This window comes from Pseudomonas sp. WS 5071 (assembly GCF_012985765.1).
GTDB classification, from domain to species: domain Bacteria; phylum Pseudomonadota; class Gammaproteobacteria; order Pseudomonadales; family Pseudomonadaceae; genus Aquipseudomonas; species Aquipseudomonas lundensis_A.
On record NZ_JAAQWY010000001.1, the window covers coordinates 97,940 to 119,592 of the forward strand.

At 57.9% G+C, this 21,653-nt stretch carries 16 protein-coding genes, 2 tRNA genes and 2 pseudogenes; 11 read left to right on the plus strand and 9 right to left on the minus strand.

Annotated elements, in window-relative coordinates; genetic code table 11:
• Positions 1–239 precede the first annotated feature (239 nt).
• Positions 240–452, plus strand: a pseudogene (locus tag HBN61_RS22860) (methyl-accepting chemotaxis protein); the annotation flags it as partial.
• A gap of 411 nt (positions 453–863) precedes the next feature.
• Positions 864–1,358 (plus strand): annotated as a pseudogene (locus HBN61_RS22865) (methyl-accepting chemotaxis protein); the annotation flags it as partial.
• Positions 1,359–1,417: 59 nt separating this feature from the next.
• On the opposite strand, the gene HBN61_RS00365 reads toward HBN61_RS22865, so the two are convergent.
• From HBN61_RS00365 to HBN61_RS00400, 8 genes are all read right to left on the minus strand, one after another.
• On the minus strand, positions 1,418–2,971 hold the full coding sequence (locus tag HBN61_RS00365; RefSeq protein ID WP_094991962.1) for an ABC transporter permease: 1,554 nt from the start codon (positions 2,969–2,971) through the stop codon (positions 1,418–1,420).
• On the minus strand, positions 2,971–3,996 hold the full coding sequence (locus HBN61_RS00370; RefSeq protein WP_094991963.1) for an iron ABC transporter substrate-binding protein: 1,026 nt from the start codon (positions 3,994–3,996) through the stop codon (positions 2,971–2,973). Before HBN61_RS00370 ends, HBN61_RS00365 begins: the two co-directional genes overlap by 1 nt.
• Positions 3,997–4,117: 121 nt before the next feature.
• Positions 4,118–5,044, minus strand: a complete 927-nt coding sequence (locus HBN61_RS00375) for a cytochrome-c peroxidase (RefSeq protein ID WP_249275310.1) — start codon at positions 5,042–5,044, stop codon at positions 4,118–4,120.
• Positions 5,045–5,226: 182 nt separating this feature from the next.
• Entirely contained in the window at positions 5,227–7,869 is a 2,643-nt protein-coding gene (locus tag HBN61_RS00380) for a TonB-dependent receptor (protein ID WP_262498655.1), read from the minus strand.
• A 318-nt stretch (positions 7,870–8,187) separates the two neighbouring features.
• Positions 8,188–9,159 (minus strand): FecR domain-containing protein, encoded by a 972-nt coding sequence (locus HBN61_RS00385; protein ID WP_170045951.1) that lies wholly within the window; start codon positions 9,157–9,159, stop codon positions 8,188–8,190.
• Between the two features lie 62 nt (positions 9,160–9,221).
• Positions 9,222–9,728, minus strand: a complete 507-nt coding sequence (locus HBN61_RS00390) for a sigma-70 family RNA polymerase sigma factor (protein WP_094991966.1) — start codon at positions 9,726–9,728, stop codon at positions 9,222–9,224.
• A 194-nt stretch (positions 9,729–9,922) separates the two neighbouring features.
• Positions 9,923–10,009, minus strand: a tRNA-Leu gene (locus tag HBN61_RS00395).
• Between the two features lie 165 nt (positions 10,010–10,174).
• Positions 10,175–10,261, minus strand: a tRNA-Leu gene (locus HBN61_RS00400).
• Positions 10,262–10,485: 224 nt separating this feature from the next.
• Here HBN61_RS00400 and rnr point away from each other — a divergent pair.
• The 8 genes from rnr to HBN61_RS00440 all read left to right on the plus strand — a co-directional run bounded on the left by rnr (position 10,486) and on the right by HBN61_RS00440 (position 20,280).
• The gene (gene rnr, locus HBN61_RS00405; RefSeq protein WP_170045952.1) at positions 10,486–13,152 is read left to right on the plus strand and encodes a ribonuclease R; all 2,667 of its coding nucleotides are present in this window, start codon (positions 10,486–10,488) and stop codon (positions 13,150–13,152) included.
• Entirely contained in the window at positions 13,149–13,916 is a 768-nt protein-coding gene (gene rlmB, locus HBN61_RS00410) for a 23S rRNA (guanosine(2251)-2'-O)-methyltransferase RlmB (RefSeq protein WP_047273136.1), read from the plus strand. Before rnr ends, rlmB begins: the two co-directional genes overlap by 4 nt.
• A gap of 269 nt (positions 13,917–14,185) precedes the next feature.
• On the plus strand, positions 14,186–14,611 hold the full coding sequence (rpsF, locus tag HBN61_RS00415) for a 30S ribosomal protein S6 (RefSeq protein ID WP_003439045.1): 426 nt from the start codon (positions 14,186–14,188) through the stop codon (positions 14,609–14,611).
• Between the two features lie 28 nt (positions 14,612–14,639).
• Positions 14,640–14,870 carry a 30S ribosomal protein S18 gene (gene rpsR / locus HBN61_RS00420; protein ID WP_003171373.1) on the plus strand — a complete coding sequence of 77 codons (231 nt, stop codon included), beginning with the start codon at positions 14,640–14,642 and terminating at the stop codon, positions 14,868–14,870.
• 35 nt (positions 14,871–14,905) lie between these two features.
• Positions 14,906–15,802 carry a YybS family protein gene (locus tag HBN61_RS00425; RefSeq protein WP_170045953.1) on the plus strand — a complete coding sequence of 299 codons (897 nt, stop codon included), beginning with the start codon at positions 14,906–14,908 and terminating at the stop codon, positions 15,800–15,802.
• Between the two features lie 19 nt (positions 15,803–15,821).
• Entirely contained in the window at positions 15,822–16,268 is a 447-nt protein-coding gene (gene rplI, locus HBN61_RS00430; RefSeq protein WP_010563337.1) for a 50S ribosomal protein L9, read from the plus strand.
• A gap of 121 nt (positions 16,269–16,389) precedes the next feature.
• The gene (dnaB, locus tag HBN61_RS00435; protein WP_047273273.1) at positions 16,390–17,784 is read left to right on the plus strand and encodes a replicative DNA helicase; all 1,395 of its coding nucleotides are present in this window, start codon (positions 16,390–16,392) and stop codon (positions 17,782–17,784) included.
• A 189-nt stretch (positions 17,785–17,973) separates the two neighbouring features.
• Positions 17,974–20,280, plus strand: a complete 2,307-nt coding sequence (locus tag HBN61_RS00440) for a YgiQ family radical SAM protein (RefSeq protein ID WP_047279951.1) — start codon at positions 17,974–17,976, stop codon at positions 20,278–20,280.
• Between the two features lie 358 nt (positions 20,281–20,638).
• On the opposite strand, the gene HBN61_RS00445 is transcribed toward HBN61_RS00440, so the two are convergent.
• Positions 20,639–20,842 (minus strand): hypothetical protein, encoded by a 204-nt coding sequence (locus HBN61_RS00445; protein ID WP_169963739.1) that lies wholly within the window; start codon positions 20,840–20,842, stop codon positions 20,639–20,641.
• 325 nt (positions 20,843–21,167) lie between these two features.
• On the opposite strand from HBN61_RS00445, the gene azu reads away from it, so the two are divergent.
• Positions 21,168–21,614, plus strand: a complete 447-nt coding sequence (azu, locus tag HBN61_RS00450; protein WP_170045954.1) for an azurin — start codon at positions 21,168–21,170, stop codon at positions 21,612–21,614.
• Positions 21,615–21,653 lie beyond the last annotated feature (39 nt).

Consider the following 21,653-nt stretch of genomic DNA (forward strand, 5'->3'; position numbering starts at 1 on the left):
ATCCGGCGGTGTATTACCTCGAAGCCCCTATCAGCCCCAATGGTGTGGAGATTGGCAAAGTTCTCATGGGGGTTTCCACCGCGACGATTGAGCAGGACGTGGTGGCGCTCGATAAACGTTTTAACGGGTTGATTGCCAGCAGTGAGCAGTTGGTCAGCGAAAGTCTGCAAGGGGCGGCCGCCGACAGTGCGGGCGCATTGCGTTCGCGACTGGAATCGGCCCAAGCCGCAGCCGCCCAGATGCAGGCCAATACCGCCAGCACTGTGCGTGATGCGGCGGACACCCTGCGCTGGCGCATCGGGCTGGGGCTGGCGATTGTCGGCTTTGCTGTCCTGCTGCTGGTGGCCGTAGTGCTGGGGCGGCGCGTGGTCAACAAGCTCTTGTTGCTGATCGCGGCACTGGATGACTTGGCTGCCGGGGAGGGCGACCTGACCAAGCGCGTAGGGCTTACCAGTAAAGATGAAATCGGTGACATGGCGGGCGCGGTCAACCGCTTTGTCGATAAATTACAGCCCATCGTGCGTGAAGCAGGGGACGTGGCGCAGCGCACCGGTGTCGAAATCGGTGCCATGACCCTGCGCAATGCCGGAGCGGACGCCGCCGCGCAATTGCAGCGTGATGAGGTGGCTCAAAGTCTGGACGCCTTGTCGACCATGGCCGATGACGCGCAAACGGAAAGCCAGGCGATGCAGGCAGCGCTGCAACAGGTGATGGATATTCGCCAGGCCACTGATGAAAACACCCGTACCTCCGCGCAGGTAGGCGGTCTGATCGAAGCGCTGGCCGAGCAGGTCGGTGCCGGGGCCAAAGTGATCGAGCGATTGGCACAGCAAAGCGAGCAGATCGAAGTGGTCCTGACTGTGATTCACGGTATCGCAGAGCAAACTAACTTGCTGGCCCTTAACGCAGCCATTGAGGCGGCGCGAGCGGGAGAGACCGGTCGGGGCTTTGCGGTTGTGGCAGACGAGGTGCGGGCACTGGCGAGCAAAACGCAAAGCTCGACGGGCGATATCCAGGCGCACATCGTGGCCTTGCAGCAAGGTGCTAAAGAAGCGGTCACTGCTATCGGGCTAGCGGGGCGTCAAGCGGATGAGGGGCTGGCGGTGCTGCGTGGCAGCGTGCAATTACAGAAAACCGTCCAGGCCTCGGTGGAGAAGGTGCATGCCGCCATTGACGACGCCACCCGAGCCGCAGCTCATCAGGCGCAGGGTGCCCATGCGGTGCGTGCGCGGGTGCAAGTGATCCATGCGCAGACCGAGCGGGCGGCGCAGGCTGTGAGTGAAACTACGGCCAGTGGAAGGGTGCTGGATGGGTTGGCAGCGCAGTTGAAGGCGAGTCTTGGGCAGTTTCGTGCCTGAAAGCCAAGGCCTCACCCTGCCTCTCATTGCGTGAGTGGGGCGGGGTGAGGGCCTACTGTTTACCGGCTTAAATACATCCGTGTGGTCAGCAAATACACCGGCAACCCTGACACCAGAATCAACAGCGCGGCATACGGCGCCGCCGCAGCGAATTCGATGTTTGAGGTGTGCGACCACACTTGCGTAGCCAGCGTATTAAGCCCGGTCGGGCTCAGCAGCAATGTCGCCGTCAGTTCTTTCATCGCATCGAGGAACACCAGCGCAAACGCTGCGCCCAAGGCCGGGAAGATAATCGGCAATGTCACGCGGCAAAATGCCGAGAACGATGAAGCCCCCAGCGTGCGTGCCGCCTCTTCAAGTTGCGGCGCGGCCTTGTTCAGCGCCGTGCGGATCGGGGCTTGAGCCAGCGGTAAAAACAACAACGCGTATGCGATCAGCAGCAAGGCCGAGGTTTGGTACAGCGCAGGCACGTAATGCAGGGCGAAGTACACCAGCGCCAAGGCAATCACCAGGCCCGGCAAGGCGTGCAGCAGATACGGTAAACGTTCGGCCCAGATCGCCAACTGACCTTTATAACGCACCACCAGCAATCCCACCGGCACCGCCAGTACCAGACACAGCGCTGCACCGCCCAATGCCAAGGACAGCGATGAGAACAAAGCTTCGCCAATCTCCGCCATCGGGAAGGCGGCCGAGCTGCCTTTGACCAGCCAGTACACCAACATACCCAACGGAATCCCGCTGCCAATGATCGCCAGTACCAGGCAATACAACTGACCTGCCAACGCAAACGTGCCCAGACGCACTTGTTCGGCATGACGTGCGGCACCCTGGCCGATGCGCACATGGCGCCCCTTGCCGCGCACTTTGAGTTCCAGCCACAACAACGTCAGGCACATCACCAGCAGCACGGCTGACAGCATTGCCGCATTGGCATTACTGAATTCCAGTTCGAACTGCTGATAAATCGCAGTGGTGAACGTTTGCAGGCCGATGATCGACAGCGCGCCGAACTCCACCAGCATATGCAGTGCAATCAGCAGCGAACCGGCCAGTAGCGATGGCCACAACAGCGGCAGGGTGATCCTGAAAAACACGCCCCAGCGGTTCTGGCCCAAAGTGCGGGCCGACTCTTCCAGGGCCGGGTCGAGGTTGCGCAACGTGGCCGCAACCGGGAGGAAAATCAGCGGGTACTTGGACAGGCTCATCACCAGAATGGCGCCGCCCAACCCTTCAAAACTGGAGCTGAGCGACACCCAAGTGAAGCTGCTAACAAACGCCGGGACCGCGAACGGCAGGCACAAAATCACCCCCCACAAACGGCGTCCCGGCAGGTTGCTGCGTTCCAGCAACCACGCCAGTGACAGACCGACCAGTGCGCAGGTCACGGTTACGCCTACCATCAGCAGTAACGTGTTGCGCATCAGGCCGAACACATAAGGCCGCCACAACATATGCGCCGCTTGCGCCCATCCGGCTTGCCAGGCTTTGGTGCCGACATACAGCAGCGGCAACAGGCTCAGACCCACCAGCAACAGGACGGGCAACAGCAACCAGATCGAAGGCCGTTTGCGTTTCAGGGTGAAGCGGGCAGGTTGGGTGGCCGCGAGCATTAGAGCAGGCCAACGTCGCGTTCGAGGTCCAGCGCTTCTTCGGCGTTGCCCAGATCGGCCGGGGTTACTTTAGGCGGTTGCAACTCATCGAACGGCTTGAGCCCGCGCTCCGAGACCATGCCTTTGCGCATCGGGTATTCCGCAGTGGTGTTGGTAATCACGCGCTGGCCTTCTTCGCTGGCCATGTACGCCAGCAATTGCTGGGCTTCTTTCGGATGCTTGCTGGCTTTGAGCACACCTGCGCTGGACACGGTAATCAAGCCGCCCGCATCACCGTCGGTGAAGTAATGCAGCTTGGAGTCCAGTTGGCCTTTTTCACGCTGCAAGGCAAACCAGTAGTAGTTATTGACCAACACTGCCGCCACTTCGCCATTCTCGACAGCTTTGAGCGCCACCATGTTGTTGGTGTAGGTCTTGCCGAAGGCACGCAGGCCAGTCAGCCATTCTTCTGCGGCTTCACGGCCATGCAGTTTGATGATGGCCACGGCTTGTTCCTGAAACGCGCCGCTGGTGGGCACGAAACCGATCTTGCCTTGCCATTCGGGGTCAGCAAAGTCCAGTACCGACTTGGGGAGGTCCTTTTCATCAATCTTTTTCGGGTTGAACGCAACCACGCGAGTACGTGCAGTCACGCCGATCCACGTGCCATTGGCGGCCACGTATTCCTTGGGCAGTGCTTGCAGGGTGGCGTCATCAGCCTTGGCCAGGAAACCCTGTTCGCCCAGGTTGTTCAGTGGCGGGGATTCCTCGGCGTAGAACACGTCGGCGGGCGAGCGATCACCTTCTTCCATGATTTGGCTGGCCAGCTGGTTGCTGCTGCCTTTGCGCACATTCACATGAATGCCGGTCTTGGCTTCGAACGCGGCGGCGAGGTTATCACCGACCTCCTTGTGCTGACCGTTGTAGAGCGTCAGGGAGACTTTGTCGGCGGCGTAGGCGGTAGGTGCGGTGAGTGTGAGACCGATAGCGGCGATCGACAGGCCGCGCAGTAGGAATGTCGCAAGCTGGGTATTTCGGAGCATCATTCGCTGGGTTCCTCGCTTGGGTACTACAAAACTTGTAACAATAATAAACGATATTGTTTCTCATGTGCGCTTGACCCAGCGTCCAATTGCGCAAACGCGACCAACTGTGATGCCGTTGCCCTCATAGCGTGTCGAGAAAACTGCGCAAGGCCCGTAATTCTTCCTTATCCATGTTCAGGGCTTTCAGACGTTCGCTGGTGGTGGGGAACAGCGGATCGTTGATTTGTTGCGCGGTGGGCCGTGGGCGCGGCATGCCCATGTTGTAAAACGCCAGCGTGCCTTCCATGTTCACGAACAGACCGTTATGCATCCACGGCGCGGTTTTGCTGACTAGTCGCAGGGACGGCGTACGGAAGGCGCCGACGTCTTCGGGCTTGTGGGTCACTTCGTAACGTCCCAGGTCCTCATATTTACGTCCGTAATAACTCAGTCCCACGTTATGGAATTGTTCGTCGCTCAAGGCGGGGCCGAAGTGGCAGTTCATGCAACGCGCTTTGGTGCGGAACAGGTGCAGGCCGTAAAGTTGCTCCTCGCTCATGCGCTGCGGGCGCCCGCGCAGTAATTGTTCAAAGGCGGTCGTGCGGGTAGCCGTTACCAGCGTGCGTTGAAAGGTCGCCAATGCGTGTGCGGTTTTTTCCTGGGTAATCGGCCCGGGCCCAAAGACGCGGGCAAACTGCGCCACGTAGGACGTGTCTGAGTTGAGTCGTTGCAACAGTTGCGGGATGTCGAAGGCCATTTCCACTGGGTCAGTGATCGGGTGCATGGCCTGTTGTTCAAGATTACCGCCGCGGCCATCCCAGAACAGCGCAGTGCTGTAGCCGCTCATCACCAGGCTGGGCGCATTGCGGCGGCCGCTTTGGCGGTCATGGCCAAAAGATACGCGTCGGCCATCGGCAAACGCCATGTCGGCTTCATGGCAGGACGCACAGGCAATCTGCCCTGAGCGCGACAGCTTGGGGTCGTTGAACAGTTTTTTACCCAGGGCGGCCTTGTCCTCGTTGAAGGGGTTGCTGGGGGGCGCTGGGGCATGAGCGGGGAGAGCGGCCATCTCTTGCCATTGCACGTCGGCGTCTATGCGAGGTGCTGGCCATTGCGCAATGGGCTGGCGATAAAGATTCGCGATGCAGGTTTTGTACTCGGCGGACCCTGCGATGCAGGGTTCAGCGGCGTGCGCGCTGCAAGCTAGTGCGCCCAGCCATAACCCAAGCACGCAGCGATGAAGGAGACTGTTCAAAATGTGTAACCCACTTCGACCATAAATTGGCGACCCACTTCAAAGGTTGTCAGCCCCGTGGTGTCGGTGGTGCTGACGATTTGTTTGTCCAGCAGGTTGGTGACATCCAGGTTGACGAACACCGACTGGTCCCTGGCTGTTGGCATTTTCCAGGCCAGGCGGGTATCCCAGGTCAAGGCCCCGGAAAACGCTGTCTCTTCCCAGACGCGCACGGCATCCCCCTGAAACGCCGTGGTTTTACCCGTGGCCGCGATGCGCCGGTAGCCGTCGCGATAGCGCAGGAAGTTGCTCCACGTCAGGTGCAACGGTTCCACCTCGGTGACGGTGGTCAGGCGTGCCGTCCAGGGGCGGTTGTAATTGCTCGCGGGCATGTCCGAATAGTTCATGAACTTGCCGTCGTACTGGATCGTAGGGTCTTCCACATAAAGGGCGCCGATGTTAGCGCTGTAGTTGGACAGGCCAGTGTTTTGCACATTGCTCCAGTCCATGGCGAATTGCCCTGTGGTGCGGGTGCTGCCCACCACGAGGGGGTGCAGCGGGGTGATGATCAGGGTGTAGATGTCAGCTTCGCTTTGGCCGCCGTTGTAATAGGTGTAGTAATTGGCCGCCAGGGTGGTGGGGTCGTCGGTGGGCGCACCGATCTGCGAGCCCCAGGCGCGGCTGACTTGCTCGCGCCCCTTACGGTTGACGTATTTGACGGCGAATTCGGTGTCCCACTGCACGTGGCTCAGGCCCAAGGTGAGTTCGTCGTCGTAGGGCACCTTCAATTGGTTGAACTTGCTGTCGTTGGGCGCGCGTTTGGTCATTTGCCAATCGGCCGAAGGTGTGGGTCGCGTGTATTCGGTGTTCATGGCGCCCACCCCGTCGCGCAGTTTGTAGGCGTACAGGTTGCGTCCGTAGTAACGATTGGCGCCCGCGGTGAGTCGGGTCTGCCCGTTGCCGAATACATCCAGCTCCACGGCGAATCGCGGCGCAAGTGTGACTTGTTTCATGTAGTCATCGCCGTCCATGCGCAAGCCGGGTCTCACGGTCAGGCGTTTGTAGCGCATTTCGTCCTGGATATAGAGCGCCCAGGAGCGCGTGTCGAAGGACGTCTTACCTTGGGTCACGGTTTTTTTGTTGGCATATTGCCCTTCCCAACCATTGACGGTCGTGCCCATCGAGCACAGCGGGTCATTGGCCGGGCAGGACGTGGCCTTGGCCACTGAATAACTGGTGTAGGGCGTGGCGCGTTCGTACATCACCGAGTTTTGCGCCAGCTCCAGACCGGTTTGCACGGCATGATCGACGCCCAGCCAGTTGACGCTGTTCCAGTCTGCCTTGAGCTTGTAGGCCAGGGTTTTCTGCGCTTCATCGATATCGCCGAACCCGCCTTCCGTGGCCGTGAGCGCATTGGTCCAGTCTTTGGTTGTAGAGGTGCGCCAGAACACCATGTAATCGCTGTCCGAGGTGCGGGAGGTGTTCATCTGGCTCCAGCTGAGATTTTGCTCAACCCGTGCCAGCGGGGCATTCCAGACCGCGCGAGTGCTGATACTGTCACCGCCGGCTTTCATGATGCGACCGGAATAAATAGCGTTGGGCCCAAACGTTTCAGCAGTTTCTGGTGCGTGGGTGATGCTCACGTCCAACTTCCAGTCGTCGTTGACCTGCCAAGCGGCCTTGAGGAAGTAGTTGTCGATGCGTCGGGTCTGAACCTCGGCGGCATTGGCCGTTTCCGTCTGGTTGGAGACTGAAAACACGCGGGTCGGGATCGTGGAGTCCTTGCGCGAAAAGCTACCGAGCAAGCCGAAGTTCTCGGTCAAGTGACCTTCGAGGGTGGCGCGGGTGATGATTTTTTTAAATTCTGGCTGTGAGCTATTGCCGAACCCCGCCTCGTAATTCTCCAGATCGGGGTCGTCTTCGTTCAGGTGATACCGGGTCCATTCCGAGCGCGTCATTTGTACCGACAGCTTGCCGTGCAGGTCCATGCTCGGGTCACGTGTGTCTGCCTGCACCACACCGCCGTTGAAGCCACCATATTCGACGGGCACGTTGCTGTCGTAGACCTTGATGTCATTGAGCAGGTCAGTGTCGAGGGCCAGGCCTTGGCTGCGGCCAGGTATCTCGTCCATGTCATCGTTGGTGTTGCCGGGGTCCAGGTCGTTGTTCATGTTCATGCCGTCGACTATGAACAGGTTCTGCCAGGGCTGGGCACCGTTGATGCTGATGTTGGCCGGGGCGATTTCACCGGGGGACTTACTGTTGAGCTGATTGTTGTCGAATTGCACGTTGGGGTTGGTGCGCAACAGGCTGGTGATGTCGCCATTGCCCGAAGGCAGGCTCTCGATCATTTGCCGGTCGATGACTTGCTCACCTTGGTACACCGAATCCATAGCGGTAATGGGCGTGCTTTTAATTAACAGCACATCACTTTCGGTGGGCGGCAGGATGGACACGCTGTCGGCGGACGTGACTTCCCATTGCAGCCCGCTGCCACTCATCAGGCGGGCGAGGGCTTTCTCGGGGGTCATGTTGCCACTTACGGCGGCGCTGCCATGGGCTGCCAGTAGCGCGCTTTCCGCGCTGACTTGCCAGCCGGACTGTTGTGAAAACGCAATCAGCGCGGTAGCCAACGACTGGGCCGGAATCTGAAAGCGCAACTGCTGCTGACTAATCTGAGCCTGCGCTTCAGGAAGAGCGGCGCAGCTCAGTGAGGGTAGAAGCAGGCACGCAGCAAAGGAAAACGACCTGTAGCGAGGCAGGCTGACGCAACAACGCAAACGCGGACAAGGCATGAGATGACCTACGAAATGAAACGTCATAGTCACTAATGCGAATCTTTATCAGTGACGTTCGTAGGTAAAGACGCCCGACGAATCAGGATTTCCATAAATAAATGAAAATAATCGTGGGAGCCGAAAAGGCGAGCGCAGGCCCGCCCCGGTATTGCTTGTCATCGCCTCGCGCGGGGGTGACCGCTAGGGTTTTGTCGAAACGATCAACGTATACGGCATGCTGTCCTGCACATGTCCGCCAAGCGGCGCGATGGCTGCTTGCAGGGCGCGCTTGGGGTCGCGCAGGTTGAGGGCGGCTGTAATGCGACGCTGGCCGAGTGTGTTGTCTGTCAGCACAATCAGACCCGGCTGATAGCGCCGCAATTGTGCGATTACGTCATCCACCGTTTGGTTGATCGCCACCAGTTGCCAGCGTCGCCAGGGTGCGATGTGTTCGGCGGGCAGTTGAGTGAGGCGGGTGCTTTGCTCCGACGCGTTGAAGCGAAGTTGATCACCGTGGTGCAGTACGTGGTCGGGCCCGTCAGATGATTGCGAAGTGTTGACGGCCACCGTGCCGCTTTCAACGCTGACGTCTACATTGCTATCGTTCAGGTTCACGGCAAATTCAGTCCCGGTTACCCGCACGCGCACAGCGCCAGCATTGACGTAGAACGCGCGCGCAGCATCGGGCTTTACCGAGAAAAATGCCTGGCCGCGCAACAACGTGACCACCCTTCGCTGCGGGTCGATTTGCACGTCCACCACGCTATTGCTGTCGAGCAATACGTGGCTGCCGTCGCTCAGGGTGATGTCGCGGTGTTCGGCCGTCGGGCTATGAAAATCGGCACGCACGGCTTGCCAGTCCGGCAGCAGCATGAACATCGCGCAGGCTGCGACGGCTGCGCCGATCAGCGAGCGGTTACGGCGGCTAAAGCGTCTTGGGGCAGGCGCGGCCGACACCATGGGCGAGGCTGAAGGTTCCACGGGCAGGCTCAGCGCCTCGCCGCTCATGCGCCAGACTTTCAAGGCTTTACGGTAGGCCGCTTCATGCTCGGGTGCACTGGCACGCCATTCGCTCAGCTGTTTGTTCAGGCGGGGGTCGTCAGGGTGCTGCTGAATCAGCAGCAGCCAGTCGAGCGCAGTCTCCCAGACCGGGTTCGGGGTTTCAGACGTCACGGCGCACGCCACCCGATTCAAACATGTGGGTGGGTGCGGCAGGTGGCGGCGTATCGAAAAAGTCAGTCATCGCTCATTTGTTCCGCGCAGTAGGTCAGGGCGTCGCGTACCAATTGATGGGCCAGGCTGACAGAAATCCCCAGTTGTGTGCCGATTTGCTGGAACGTCAGGCCTTGCAAGCGATGCAGGATAAACGCTTGGCGGGTACGTTCCGGAAGCCGGGCCAGAGCATGTTGCAATTTGCGCAGCTCGTCCAGATGCAGGGCCTGCTGCTCGGGCGATGGGGTGCTGGAAATGTGCTCGTCGGGTGTGTCATCGCGGGTGGTGTGGCGGTTCTCAAGGCTGATGCGGCGATTGAGGTCAAACGCCAGGTTGCGCACGATTCGGTAGAGGTAGCCAACGGGTTGGGTCAAGGGGCTGAGGTTGTCCGCCCCTTGGCTGAATCGCAACCAGGCGTCTTGTACAACATCTTCTGCCTTGGCGCGGCAGCCCACGATGGGGGCGGCATAGTCCACCAGAGCATGTCGATGCGCGAGGTACAGTTGAAGCCTTTCGTTGGTGTCGGGCACGGGTTTCCAGGAGTACGCATGAGCGATCTGAAGATGGCCGGATATTAGTGCGATTGAGATGGATTATCAAATACAGCGTTAAGGGGAGTAATAGAAGGTTTTTAACGGGGAGGGGAACGGAATGGCAGAAACTAAAAAGCCCGCTTTCGCGGGCTTTTTGTGGGGTTACACAGAGTAAATCTGTAAACCTGAATTGGTGCCCAGAAGAAGACTCGAACTTCCACGACCTTGCGGTCACCAGCACCTGAAGCTGGCGTGTCTACCAATTTCACCATCTGGGCAGTATCAGCAACGTTGCCGCTGTTGATGTGGCGCACTATACGGAGCACTTTTAAATCTGTAAACCCCTGTTTTAGTTTTATTAAATCAGTGGCTTAGAACGCAAAAACCCGCTTTCGCGGGTTTTTGTGTGAGGCTGAAGATTGTACTAATCTCCATCTCTAAATTGGTGCCCAGAAGAAGACTCGAACTTCCACGACCTTGCGGTCACCAGCACCTGAAGCTGGCGTGTCTACCAATTTCACCATCTGGGCAGCATCTTCAACGTTGCCGTTGTCGATGGCGCGCACTATACGGATGCCCCTTTGACCTGTAAAGCGTTGTGGATAAAAATATCGAAAATTTTTCGCGAATGGTTACACGGCAAGCGTAAAGCGCGTCAGAAAGGACTAATAAGGCTCTGAGTGAGTCCGAAATTTCCCGTTTCAATACGCGTATGCCAAACTAACCCGCATATAGACAAGGTGAAAACTATCTAATGGCCGATTGGCAGACCCTCGATCCCGAGGCCGCACGTGAAGCGGAAAAATACGAAAACCCTATTCCTAGCCGCGAGCTGATTCTTCAGCATCTGGCCGAGCGCGGTTCGCCGGCTGCTCGCGAGCAGTTGGTAGAAGAGTTTGGTCTTACCACGGAAGACCAGATCGAAGCCCTGCGCCGTCGCCTGCGAGCGATGGAGCGCGATGCGCAACTTATTTATACCCGCCGCGGCACCTACGCCCCGGTGGATAAGCTTGACCTGATTCTTGGTCGTATCAGTGGTCATCGCGATGGCTTCGGCTTTCTGATCCCGGATGACGGCAGCGACGACTTGTTCATGAGCCCGGCGCAAATGCGTCTGGTGTTTGATGGTGACCGTGCGCTGGCCCGTGTTTCGGGGCTTGATCGCCGTGGACGTCGTGAAGGCGTGATTGTTGAAGTCGTCTCCCGCGCTCACGAAACCATCGTCGGCCGTTACTTCGAAGAAGGCGGCATCGGTTTTGTCGTAGCCGATAACCCGAAAATCCAGCAAGAAGTGTTGGTGACACCGGGGCGCAATGCCGGTGCCAAAATCGGTCAGTTCGTTGAAGTGAAGATCACTCACTGGCCGACTCCGCGTTTCCAGCCGCAGGGTGATGTGCTCGAGGTCGTGGGTAACTACATGGCGCCTGGCATGGAAATCGACATTGCCCTGCGCACGTACGACATTCCGCATGTGTGGCCTGAGGGCGTTGTTAAAGAAGCGCGCCGCCTCAAGCCTGAAGTAGAAGAGAAAGACAAAGAGAAGCGCATCGATCTGCGTCATCTGCCGTTCGTCACCATTGACGGCGAAGATGCGCGTGACTTCGATGACGCTGTGTTCTGTGAAGCCAAGCCTGGCAAGTTGCGCCTGTTCTCGGGTGGCTGGAAGCTGTACGTGGCCATCGCCGACGTTTCCAGTTACGTGAAAATCGGTTCGGCGCTGGATACCGAAGCGCAAGTGCGTGGCAACTCGGTGTACTTCCCGGAGCGCGTGATTCCGATGCTGCCCGAGGAACTGTCCAACGGCCTGTGCTCCCTGAACCCGAAAGTCGACCGTTTGGCGATGGTGTGCGAGATGACCATCTCGAAAACCGGCGAAATGACTGACTATCAGTTTTATGAGGCGGTGATCCACTCCCAGGCGCGTCTGACCTACAACAAGGTCAGCACCATGCTTGAGCACGCTAAAACCAGCGAAGCAAAGCAACTGCGCAGTGAATACGCCGATGTGGTGCCACACCTCAAGCAGCTTTATTCACTGTATAAGGTCTTGCTGGCGGCCCGTCACACTCGGGGCGCGATTGATTTTGAAACTCAGGAAACCCGCATTATTTTCGGGGCTGACCGCAAAATCGCTGAAATTCGCCCAACTACACGTAATGACGCCCATAAGCTGATTGAAGAGTGCATGCTGGCGGCCAACGTGGCCACGGCTGAGTTCCTCAAGAAGCATGAAATTCCTGCGTTGTACCGTGTGCATGATGGCCCGCCGCCAGAGCGTCTGGAAAAGCTGCGCGCCTTCCTGGGCGAACTGGGCCTGACCTTGCATAAAGGCAAGGACGGCCCTACGCCCAAGGACTATCAGGCATTGCTGGCCAGCATCAAGGACCGTCCGGATTTCCACCTGATCCAGACCGTTATGCTGCGTTCGCTGAGTCAGGCGGTGTACAGCGCTGATAACCAGGGTCACTTCGGCCTGAATTACGAAGCCTATACCCACTTCACCTCACCGATCCGTCGCTACCCGGACTTGCTCACGCACCGTGCGATTCGCAGTGTGATCCATTCCAAAATGGACACTCCGCACGTTCGTCGTGCTGGCGCGATGACCATTCCGAAAGCGCGTATTTACCCGTACGACGAAGCCGCTCTTGAGCAACTCGGCGAGCAATGCTCCATGAGCGAGCGCCGTGCAGACGAAGCCACGCGTGACGTGACGAACTGGCTCAAGTGCGAATTCATGAAAGACCGCGTAGGCGAATCGTTCCCGGGTGTTGTTACTGCCGTGACCGGTTTCGGCCTGTTCGTGGAATTGACTGACATCTATGTGGAAGGCCTGGTGCATGTCACGGCCTTGCCGGGTGACTATTACCACTTCGACCCTGTGCACCACCGCCTGGCGGGTGAGCGCACCGGTCGCAGCTTCCGTCTGGGCGATACTGTTGAAGTGCGGGTGATGCGCGTCGATCTCGACGAGCGCAAAATCGACTTCGAAATGGCTGAGAAAACGCTGACTGCGCCGATCGGTCGTAAAAATCGCGGGACCGAAAAGCCGGCTGCTAAATCGACCAAGCCTGCGGGCAAGCCAAGCGGGTACGAAACTGAAAAAGCCGTCGAGCCTGCCAAGGCGCCGCGTCGCGCTCCTGCAAAGACCAGCAAGAATACGGACGATGCCTATCGCCCCAGTGATGCGGCAGCCAAAAATGCCGAGCTGCGCAAAAGTCGTGAATTGAAGCAGGCACTGCTGAACGAATCGAAAAACGGCGGTCGGACATCGGCGCCGGGAAAGTCGGGGAGGGCAGCACCCGCTAAAGACGCGGGCAAGCCTTCCAAGCCAAGCAAACACCGTAAAGGCCCGCCAAAATCGGGCGCCGCGCCAGCTGCTAAAAGCGGCGGGTCGCGCAAACCTAAGGCCAAGTCATGAGTCAGTTGGAAAAAATCTACGGCATTCACGCCGTAGAAGCGTTGCTTCGTCATCACCCAAAGCGCGTCAAGCAAGTGTGGTTGGCCGAGGGTCGTAGCGATCCACGCGTGCAGACGCTGATCACGCTGGCCGATGAAAATCGTGTGCCGGTCGGCAATGCTGAGCGTCGTGAAATGGACGTGTGGGTCGAAGGCGTGCACCAGGGCGTTGTGGCAGATGTTAGCCCGAGCCAGGTGTGGGGCGAGGCCATGCTCAACGAACTGCTGGATCGCACTGAAGGGGCTCCGCTGATTCTGGTGCTGGACGGCGTAACGGATCCGCATAACTTGGGTGCTTGCTTGCGTACTGCCGATGCGGCGGGTGCTTTGGCTGTGATCGTGCCTAAAGACAAGTCCGCAACGTTGACGCCGACGGTGCGAAAAGTGGCTTGTGGTGCGGCGGAAGTTATCCCGTTGGTGGCGGTGACCAATCTCGCGGCAACCCTGAAAAAGCTTCAACAGCGCGGTCTCTGGATCGTCGGCACTGCCGGCGAAGCCGAGCAAGAGCTGTACGAGCAAGACCTGACAGGCCCGACCATTCTGATCATGGGCGCTGAAGGTAAAGGCATGCGCCGCCTGACGCGCGAGCACTGCGACTACTTGGTGCGCTTGCCGATGGCGGGTAGCGTCAGCAGCTTGAACGTCTCCGTGGCTACGGGTGTTTGCCTGTTCGAAGCCCTGCGTCAGCGCAGCGTCAAAGCCAAGTCGCCCGCGAAAAAGAAATAAACCAGCTTTGGGGCCGCTGCCTGCGGCTGCGATCGAGCGCGAGGCTCGGTGTGCAGTCAACAGCAGCGGCTACAAAAAAACAGGCATAGGTTGATTGTTCAAATAATCACCAATTGCCTTGCGCCTCTCTTGTGCCTTCTCTACAATTGCGCCCCTTGCCGTCATGGCGGGCGCATATGTGCCTCTCTAGGCAAGACACACAAGTGTCATTCACTCCTTGTCTGACCGCTTTTCAGTTAGCGGCAGGCTACAACCCGTAAGGAGCATTCATGCGTCATTACGAAATCATCTTTTTGGTCCACCCGGATCAAAGCGAACAAGTCGGCGGCATGGTAGAGCGTTACACCAAGCTGATCGAAGAAGACGGCGGCAAAATCCACCGTCTGGAAGATTGGGGCCGTCGTCAACTGGCCTACGCAATCAACAATGTTCACAAGGCTCACTACGTGATGCTGAACGTTGAGTGCACTGGCAAAGCCCTGGCTGAGCTGGAAGACAACTTCCGTTACAACGATGCTGTGATCCGTAACCTGGTCATCCGTCGCGACGAAGCCGTAACTGGCCAGTCCGAGATGCTCAAGGCTGAAGAGAACCGCAGTGAGCGCCGTGAGCGTCGTGACCGTCCTGAGCATTCTGACAGCGCCGATGGCGATGACAGCGATAACAGCGACGCCAGCGATAACGCTGACGAGTAATCCACGGACCTTTTGAGGAGCCAATTACATGGCACGTTTCTTCCGTCGTCGTAAATTCTGCCGCTTCACAGCAGAAGAAGTGAAAGAGATCGATTACAAGGATCTCAACACTCTGAAAGCTTACGTATCCGAGACCGGCAAAATTGTTCCAAGCCGTATCACCGGTACTAAAGCTCGTTATCAGCGTCAGCTGGCCACCGCTATCAAGCGCGCCCGCTTCCTGGCCCTGCTGGCCTACACCGACAGCCACGGCCGCTGAGACCGGGCAGTCGACAAGCAGTAAAGGATTGAAGCATGCGCGCCTTAGCTGAGTTCATCATGCGAGGCCGTGTGCAGGCCACGTTAGTCGTGGCCGGATGTGCGGCATTGCCGTTCTTGTTCTGGTTGAGTGCTGCTGCAGGTAGCCTTGTGCTCCTGCGGCGCGGTCCGAGAGATGCGTTAAGCATCCTCTCATGGGCGTTACTGCCGGCCTTGGTCTGGTGGTTTATCGGAGAGCCCCGCACCTTAATGGTGTTGTTGGGAACTCTGGGTCTGGCGTTGTTTTTGCGCGCCGGGCAGCCCTGGCATCGCGTGCTGCTGGTCAGCGTGGCGTTGGGTGGTGTGTATGGCGTAATCCTGGGCACGGTTTTCCGCGAACCCATTGGTGCGATGGCGCAGGAGTTGGAAAAACTCTTGCCGCAGGTCCTCAATGGTCTCTACGACAAGTTATCTGACGTAGAGCGAGCGCGCCTTGGGGCACTGATTGCACCCGTCCTGACCGGTTTGATTGCAGCTTTGATGCAGGTCGTCAGCGTGCTGAGTCTGATGCTTGGGCGTTATTGGCAAGCGTGGTTGTACAACCCGGGCGGTTTTGCCAGCGAATTTCGCAGCATCCGCCTACCGCTGGGTCCAGCGCTATTGTTGCTGGCGTGCATGCTGGTCGGTCCGAACTTCGGACCACAAATGGCCATGCTCACGCCGTTGTGCAGCGTAGCGTTGTTCTTCGCCGGGCTGGCCCTGATTCATGGGCTGGTGGCGCAAAAGCGACTGGCCAAATTTTGGCTGGTGGGGTTGTACGTCACGCTGTTGCTGTTCATGCAGCTGATCTATCCGTTGCTCGTGGTTTTGGCCATTGTCGACAGCCTGATTGATTTTCGCGGACGTTTGGCGCCGAAAGACGTCGATAAAGACTCTGCGAACGGTGAAGGTTAAAAGTTAAGAGGATTTTCACATGCAACTGATCCTTCTGGAAAAAGTCGCAAACCTGGGCAACCTGGGCGACAAAGTAAATGTTAAGGCCGGTTACGGTCGTAACTACCTGCTGCCATACGGCAAAGCTACCGCTGCAACCGCTGCCAACCTGGCTGCGTTTGAAGAGCGTCGCGCTGAGCTGGAAAAAGCAGCAGCTGACAAGAAAGCTTCGGCTGAAACTCGCGCTGCCCAACTGGCTGAGCTGGAAGTGACTATCACTGCCACCGCTGGTGACGAAGGCAAGCTGTTCGGTTCGATCGGTACTCACGACATCGCTGATGCACTGACCGCCTCTGGCGTTGAAGTTGCAAAAAGCGAAGTTCGTCTGCCGAACGGCACTATCCGTAACGTTGGCGAATTCGACGTGGCTGTGCACCTGCACGCCGAAGTTGAAGCAACCGTACGCGTTGTTGTGGTAGCTGCTTAAGCAGTCTGACTGACTGGCACCTTGTGTGTCGGACGGTTAACATCGGGCACGATCCTGTTTACAGGTCGTGCCCTTTGTCTTTCTGCAGACCCTGATTTTCACCCCAAAATTACACGTGGCCATGAACGATATCTCAGCTCCTGAGCAATATGACCTGCAAACCGCATCCCTGAAGGTGCCACCGCATTCCATCGAGGCCGAACAGGCCGTGCTCGGTGGTTTGATGCTGGACAACAACGCCTGGGAGCGCGTGCTGGATCAGGTCTCGGACGGCGATTTCTATCGGCATGACCACCGCCTGATCTTCCGGGCGATTGCCAAGCTGGCGGACCAGAATTCCCCGATTGATGTCGTGACCCTTGCCGAGCAGTTGGACAAGGAAGGTCAGACCTCGCAAGTTGGGGGGCTGGGCTACCTCGGCGAACTGGCGAAAAACACCCCGTCGGTGGCGAACATCAAGGCGTATGCCCAGATCGTTCGGCAGCGTGCGACGCTGCGCCAACTGATCGGCATCAGCACTGAAATCGCAGACAGTGCATTCAACCCCGAAGGCCGAACCGCCGAGGAGATCCTCGATGAGGCCGAGCGCCAGATCTTTGCGATTGCCGAGGCCCGGCCAAAAACCGGCGGCCCGGTAAGCGTCAATGACTTGCTGACCAAGGCCATCGATCGCATCGATACCTTGTTCAACACCGACAACGCCATTACCGGGCTCTCCACGGGGTACACCGACCTCGATAACATGACCAGCGGCTTGCAACCTGCCGACTTGATCATCGTCGCTGGTCGTCCCTCGATGGGTAAAACCACGTTCGCGATGAACCTGGTAGAAAACGCCGTGTTGCGCAGTGAAAAAGCCGTACTGGTGTACTCCCTCGAGATGCCAGGCGAATCGCTGATCATGCGTATGCTGTCGTCCCTTGGGCGTATCGATCAGAGCAAGGTGCGTGCGGGCCGTCTTGAAGACGATGACTGGCCGCGCCTCACCTCGGCAGTCAACCTGCTCAACGACCGCAAACTGTTCATCGATGACACGGCGGGTATCAGCCCGTCAGAGATGCGTGCGCGGACCCGGCGTCTGGTGCGTGAGCACGGTGACATTGGCCTGATCATGATCGACTACCTGCAATTGATGCAGATTCCAGGCTCGGGCGGCGATAACCGAACCAACGAAATTTCCGAGATCTCGCGATCCTTGAAAGCGTTGGCCAAGGAATTCAACTGCCCAGTGGTCGCACTGTCACAGCTCAACCGATCGCTTGAGCAACGGCCCAACAAACGCCCGATCAACTCCGACTTGCGTGAATCCGGAGCCATCGAGCAGGACGCCGACGTCATCATGTTCGTGTACCGGGACGAGGTCTATCACCCTGAAACCGAACACAAGGGCGTTGCTGAAATCATCATCGGCAAGCAGCGTAACGGCCCGATCGGTACGGCCCGCCTGGCGTTCATCGGGAAATACACACGCTTTGAAAACCTGGCGCCGGGCAGTTACAACTTCGACGACGAGTAAACGTTCGTCACCTCCTGACGGGCTGGTCTGCTGAGTCCTGCGCAGATTCATGGCCGTCAGGTGCCTTAAGCTTCTTATCAATTCCGACCATTGCCGTCGGAATTGGTTATTTTTTGTGCTATATTCCGCGCCCGCGAATTTCTCCGTAAATGTCGCGCCCTTTTTTTGCACTCAACACCGGTCATCGACATGCAAGCAGCGAAGCCAATTTTTGACTATCCGAAGTACTGGGCCGAATGTTTCGGGCCAGCGCCATTCCTGCCAATGAGCAGGGAGGAGATGGATCAGCTTGGCTGGGATTCATGCGACATCATCATCGTTACCGGTGATGCATATGTCGATCATCCGTCGTTCGGCATGGCGATCATCGGTCGTTTGCTGGAGTCCCAGGGGTTCCGTGTGGGCATCATTGCCCAGCCGAACTGGCAGTCCAAAGACGACTTCATGAAGCTTGGCGAGCCGAACCTGTTCTTCGGCGTGGCCGCTGGCAACATGGATTCGATGATCAACCGCTACACCGCCGACAAGAAAATCCGTTCCGATGACGCCTACACCCCCGGTGGCATGGCGGGTAAACGTCCGGATCGCGCGAGTTTGGTGTACAGCCAGCGCTGTAAAGAAGCCTACAAGCATGTGCCTATTGTTCTGGGCGGTATTGAGGCTTCCCTGCGCCGCATTGCGCATTACGACTACTGGCAAGACCGCGTGCGCAACTCGATCCTGATCGACGCCTGTGCCGACATCCTGCTGTACGGCAACGCCGAACGCGCGATTGTCGAAGTGGCCCAACGTCTGTCATACGGTCACAAGATCGAAGACATCACCGATGTACGCGGCACCGCGTTCATTCGCCGTGACACGCCTAAAGACTGGTACGAAGTCGACTCCACGCGCATCGACCGTCCGGGCAAGATCGACAAGATCATCAACCCGTACGTGAATACGCAGGACACCCAGGCCTGCGCTATCGAGCAGGAAAAAGGCCCGGTTGAAGACCCGAGCGAAGCCAAGGTTGTGCAGATCCTGGCTAGCCCGCGCATGACCCGTGACAAAACGGTGATCCGTCTCCCGTCTGTCGAAAAAGTTCGTGCCGATGCGGTGCTTTATGCACACGCCAACCGCGTGCTTCACCTCGAAACCAACCCGGGCAATGCCCGTGCACTGGTACAGAAGCATGGCGAAGTGGACGTCTGGTTCAACCCGCCTCCGATTCCGATGACCACTGAAGAGATGGACTACGTGTTCGGCATGCCTTACGCACGTGTTCCGCACCCTGCGTATGGCAAGGAGAAAATTCCTGCCTACGACATGATCCGCTTCTCGGTGAACATCATGCGCGGCTGCTTTGGCGGCTGTACCTTCTGCTCAATCACTGAGCACGAAGGTCGAATCATCCAGAACCGTTCCGAAGAGTCGATCATCCGGGAAATCGAAGAGATTCGTGACAAGGTGCCTGGCTTTACCGGGGTCATTTCCGACCTTGGCGGTCCGACCGCGAACATGTACCGCATCGCGTGCAAAAGCCCGGAAATCGAATCCGCGTGCCGCAAGCCGTCGTGCGTGTTCCCCGGCATTTGCCCGAACCTGAACACCGACCACTCGTCGCTGATTCAGCTGTATCGCAGTGCCCGGGCCTTGCCGGGTGTGAAGAAAATCCTGATCGCTTCCGGCCTGCGTTACGACCTCGCGGTCGAGTCGCCGGAGTACGTGAAAGAGCTGGTGACCCACCACGTCGGCGGTTACCTGAAGATCGCCCCGGAACACACCGAGGAAGGGCCGCTCAACCAGATGATGAAGCCGGGCATTGGCAGCTATGACAAGTTCAAGCGCATGTTCGAGAAGTACACCAAGGAAGCGGGCAAAGAGCAGTACCTGATTCCGTACTTTATTGCTGCTCACCCCGGCACCAAAGACGAAGACATGATGAACCTGGCGCTGTGGCTCAAGGGCAACGGTTTCCGGGCGGATCAGGTGCAGGCGTTCTACCCGTCGCCTATGGCCACGGCCACGGCGATGTACCACTCGGGCAAGAACCCGCTGCGTAAGGTCACGTACAAAAGTGACTCGGTGACCATCGTCAAGAGCGAAGAGCAGCGCCGTCTGCACAAGGCGTTCTTGCGTTATCACGACCCTAAAGGCTGGCCGATGCTGCGTGAAGCCTTGACCCGCATGGGCCGCGCCGACCTGATCGGCTCGGGCAAGGATCAACTGATTCCGCTGCACCAGCCGGCCACTGACAGTTATCAAAGTGCCCGTCGTAAAAACTCGACACCTGCCGGTAGCCACAAAGTGGCCAAGGATTCGACCACCAAAATCCTCACCCAGCATACTGGCTTGCCGCCACGTGCCAGTGACGGTGGCAATCCGTGGGACAAGCGTGAGCAAGCCAAGGCTGCGGCCTTTGCCCGTAACAAACAGGCAGCCAAAGAGCGGCATGAAGCGGCCAAAGGCGGCAAAGGCAAAAAGCCTGCCCGCAAGCCCGTCGTGCCGCGCTAACAGTCCGGGCAGCGGCTACAGCATGGCGTCTGTAGCCGCTTTCCAGGCGCAGGTCTGCAACCGGACGCGCAGCGTTCGCCCTTGCTGAGCCGACTCTCTACCTGAAAACGTAATAAGCGGCTTCAATGCCAGCACAGCCTTGTGCTGCCCGACTGTGGCGACAGGGTTTACAGAGTGTGCGCTGAGAGGCTTGCCACGCGGGCCTGCGGCCAGAGTGATACCTGCTCCAGGAACGGATCATGAAGAGCGTCTGAGGGCGTTACAAGGCGGTCAGGGTGACTGCGAGGATCAACAGCCGGGCTGCTGATCCTGATCACAGATCCTGTGGGCCGGGTTGTGGATAACCGGGCCGAGGGTGTTACGCGTTCGGTGCTTTATCGTCTGTACCGTCTGTTGCGCCAGTCTCTTGCGCGTCAACGTCACCTTCAGTGTCGACGTCCTGCTCCACGTCTGTGGCGCCACCTTCAGCGGCAGCCTTCTTGCGTTGCAGCTTCTCTTCTTTCTTCTGCTCTTTAGCCAGGTCTCTTTGACGCTTTGCGAAGTTATAGTTTGGTTTGGCCATGGGCGATCCTCTTGCGCTCGAAGATGAGGTGAGCGGTGGGTATTCTGCCCTGTATTAGTGCCTAGCCGTTAGCCGGGTTTTTGCAAGGCTGTTTTTCTCGTCTGAAATATGGCGCTGGCAGTGGTGAAAACTGGGGTATACCCCGCCGACTTATTCTCCAAACCTCAAAAAAATGACCTAAGGTTATAAGCCGTCCGTTCGTCTAGCAGGCTATTACACCGGATTAAAACGTTTTGCCATGACTCAGGTCATTGGAATTGAGACGATTTTCGGGCAACCTGTATACAAATTGTGGATTTTTTATACCCTGCCTTGGAGATACATCATGTTTGCCAAAGTTGTTGCGGTATCCCTTTTGACCCTGGCCAGCGGCCAATTGCTGGCTGCTGAATGCAAAGTGACTGTCGATTCGACCGATCAGATGTCGTACAACACCAAAGAAATCCCCATCGACAAGTCCTGCAAAACGTTCACGGTAGAACTGACTCACTCCGGCAACCTGCCGAAGAACGTCATGGGTCATAACTGGGTGCTGAGCACAAAAGCCGACATGCAGGGCATTGCGACTGATGGTATCGCTGCAGGTCTGGACAAGAACTACCTGAAAGACGGCGACACGCGCGTCATTGCTCACACCAAGATCATCGGTGCGGGCGAGAAAGATTCGGTAACGTTTGACGTTTCCAAGCTCAAAGCGGGTGAGGAATATGAGTTCTTCTGCACCTTCCCGGGCCACAACTCGATGATGAAAGGCGCTGTGGTACTTAAATAAGGCCGCGCAACGCTTAAAAACAGCCCTGACGCGCTCACG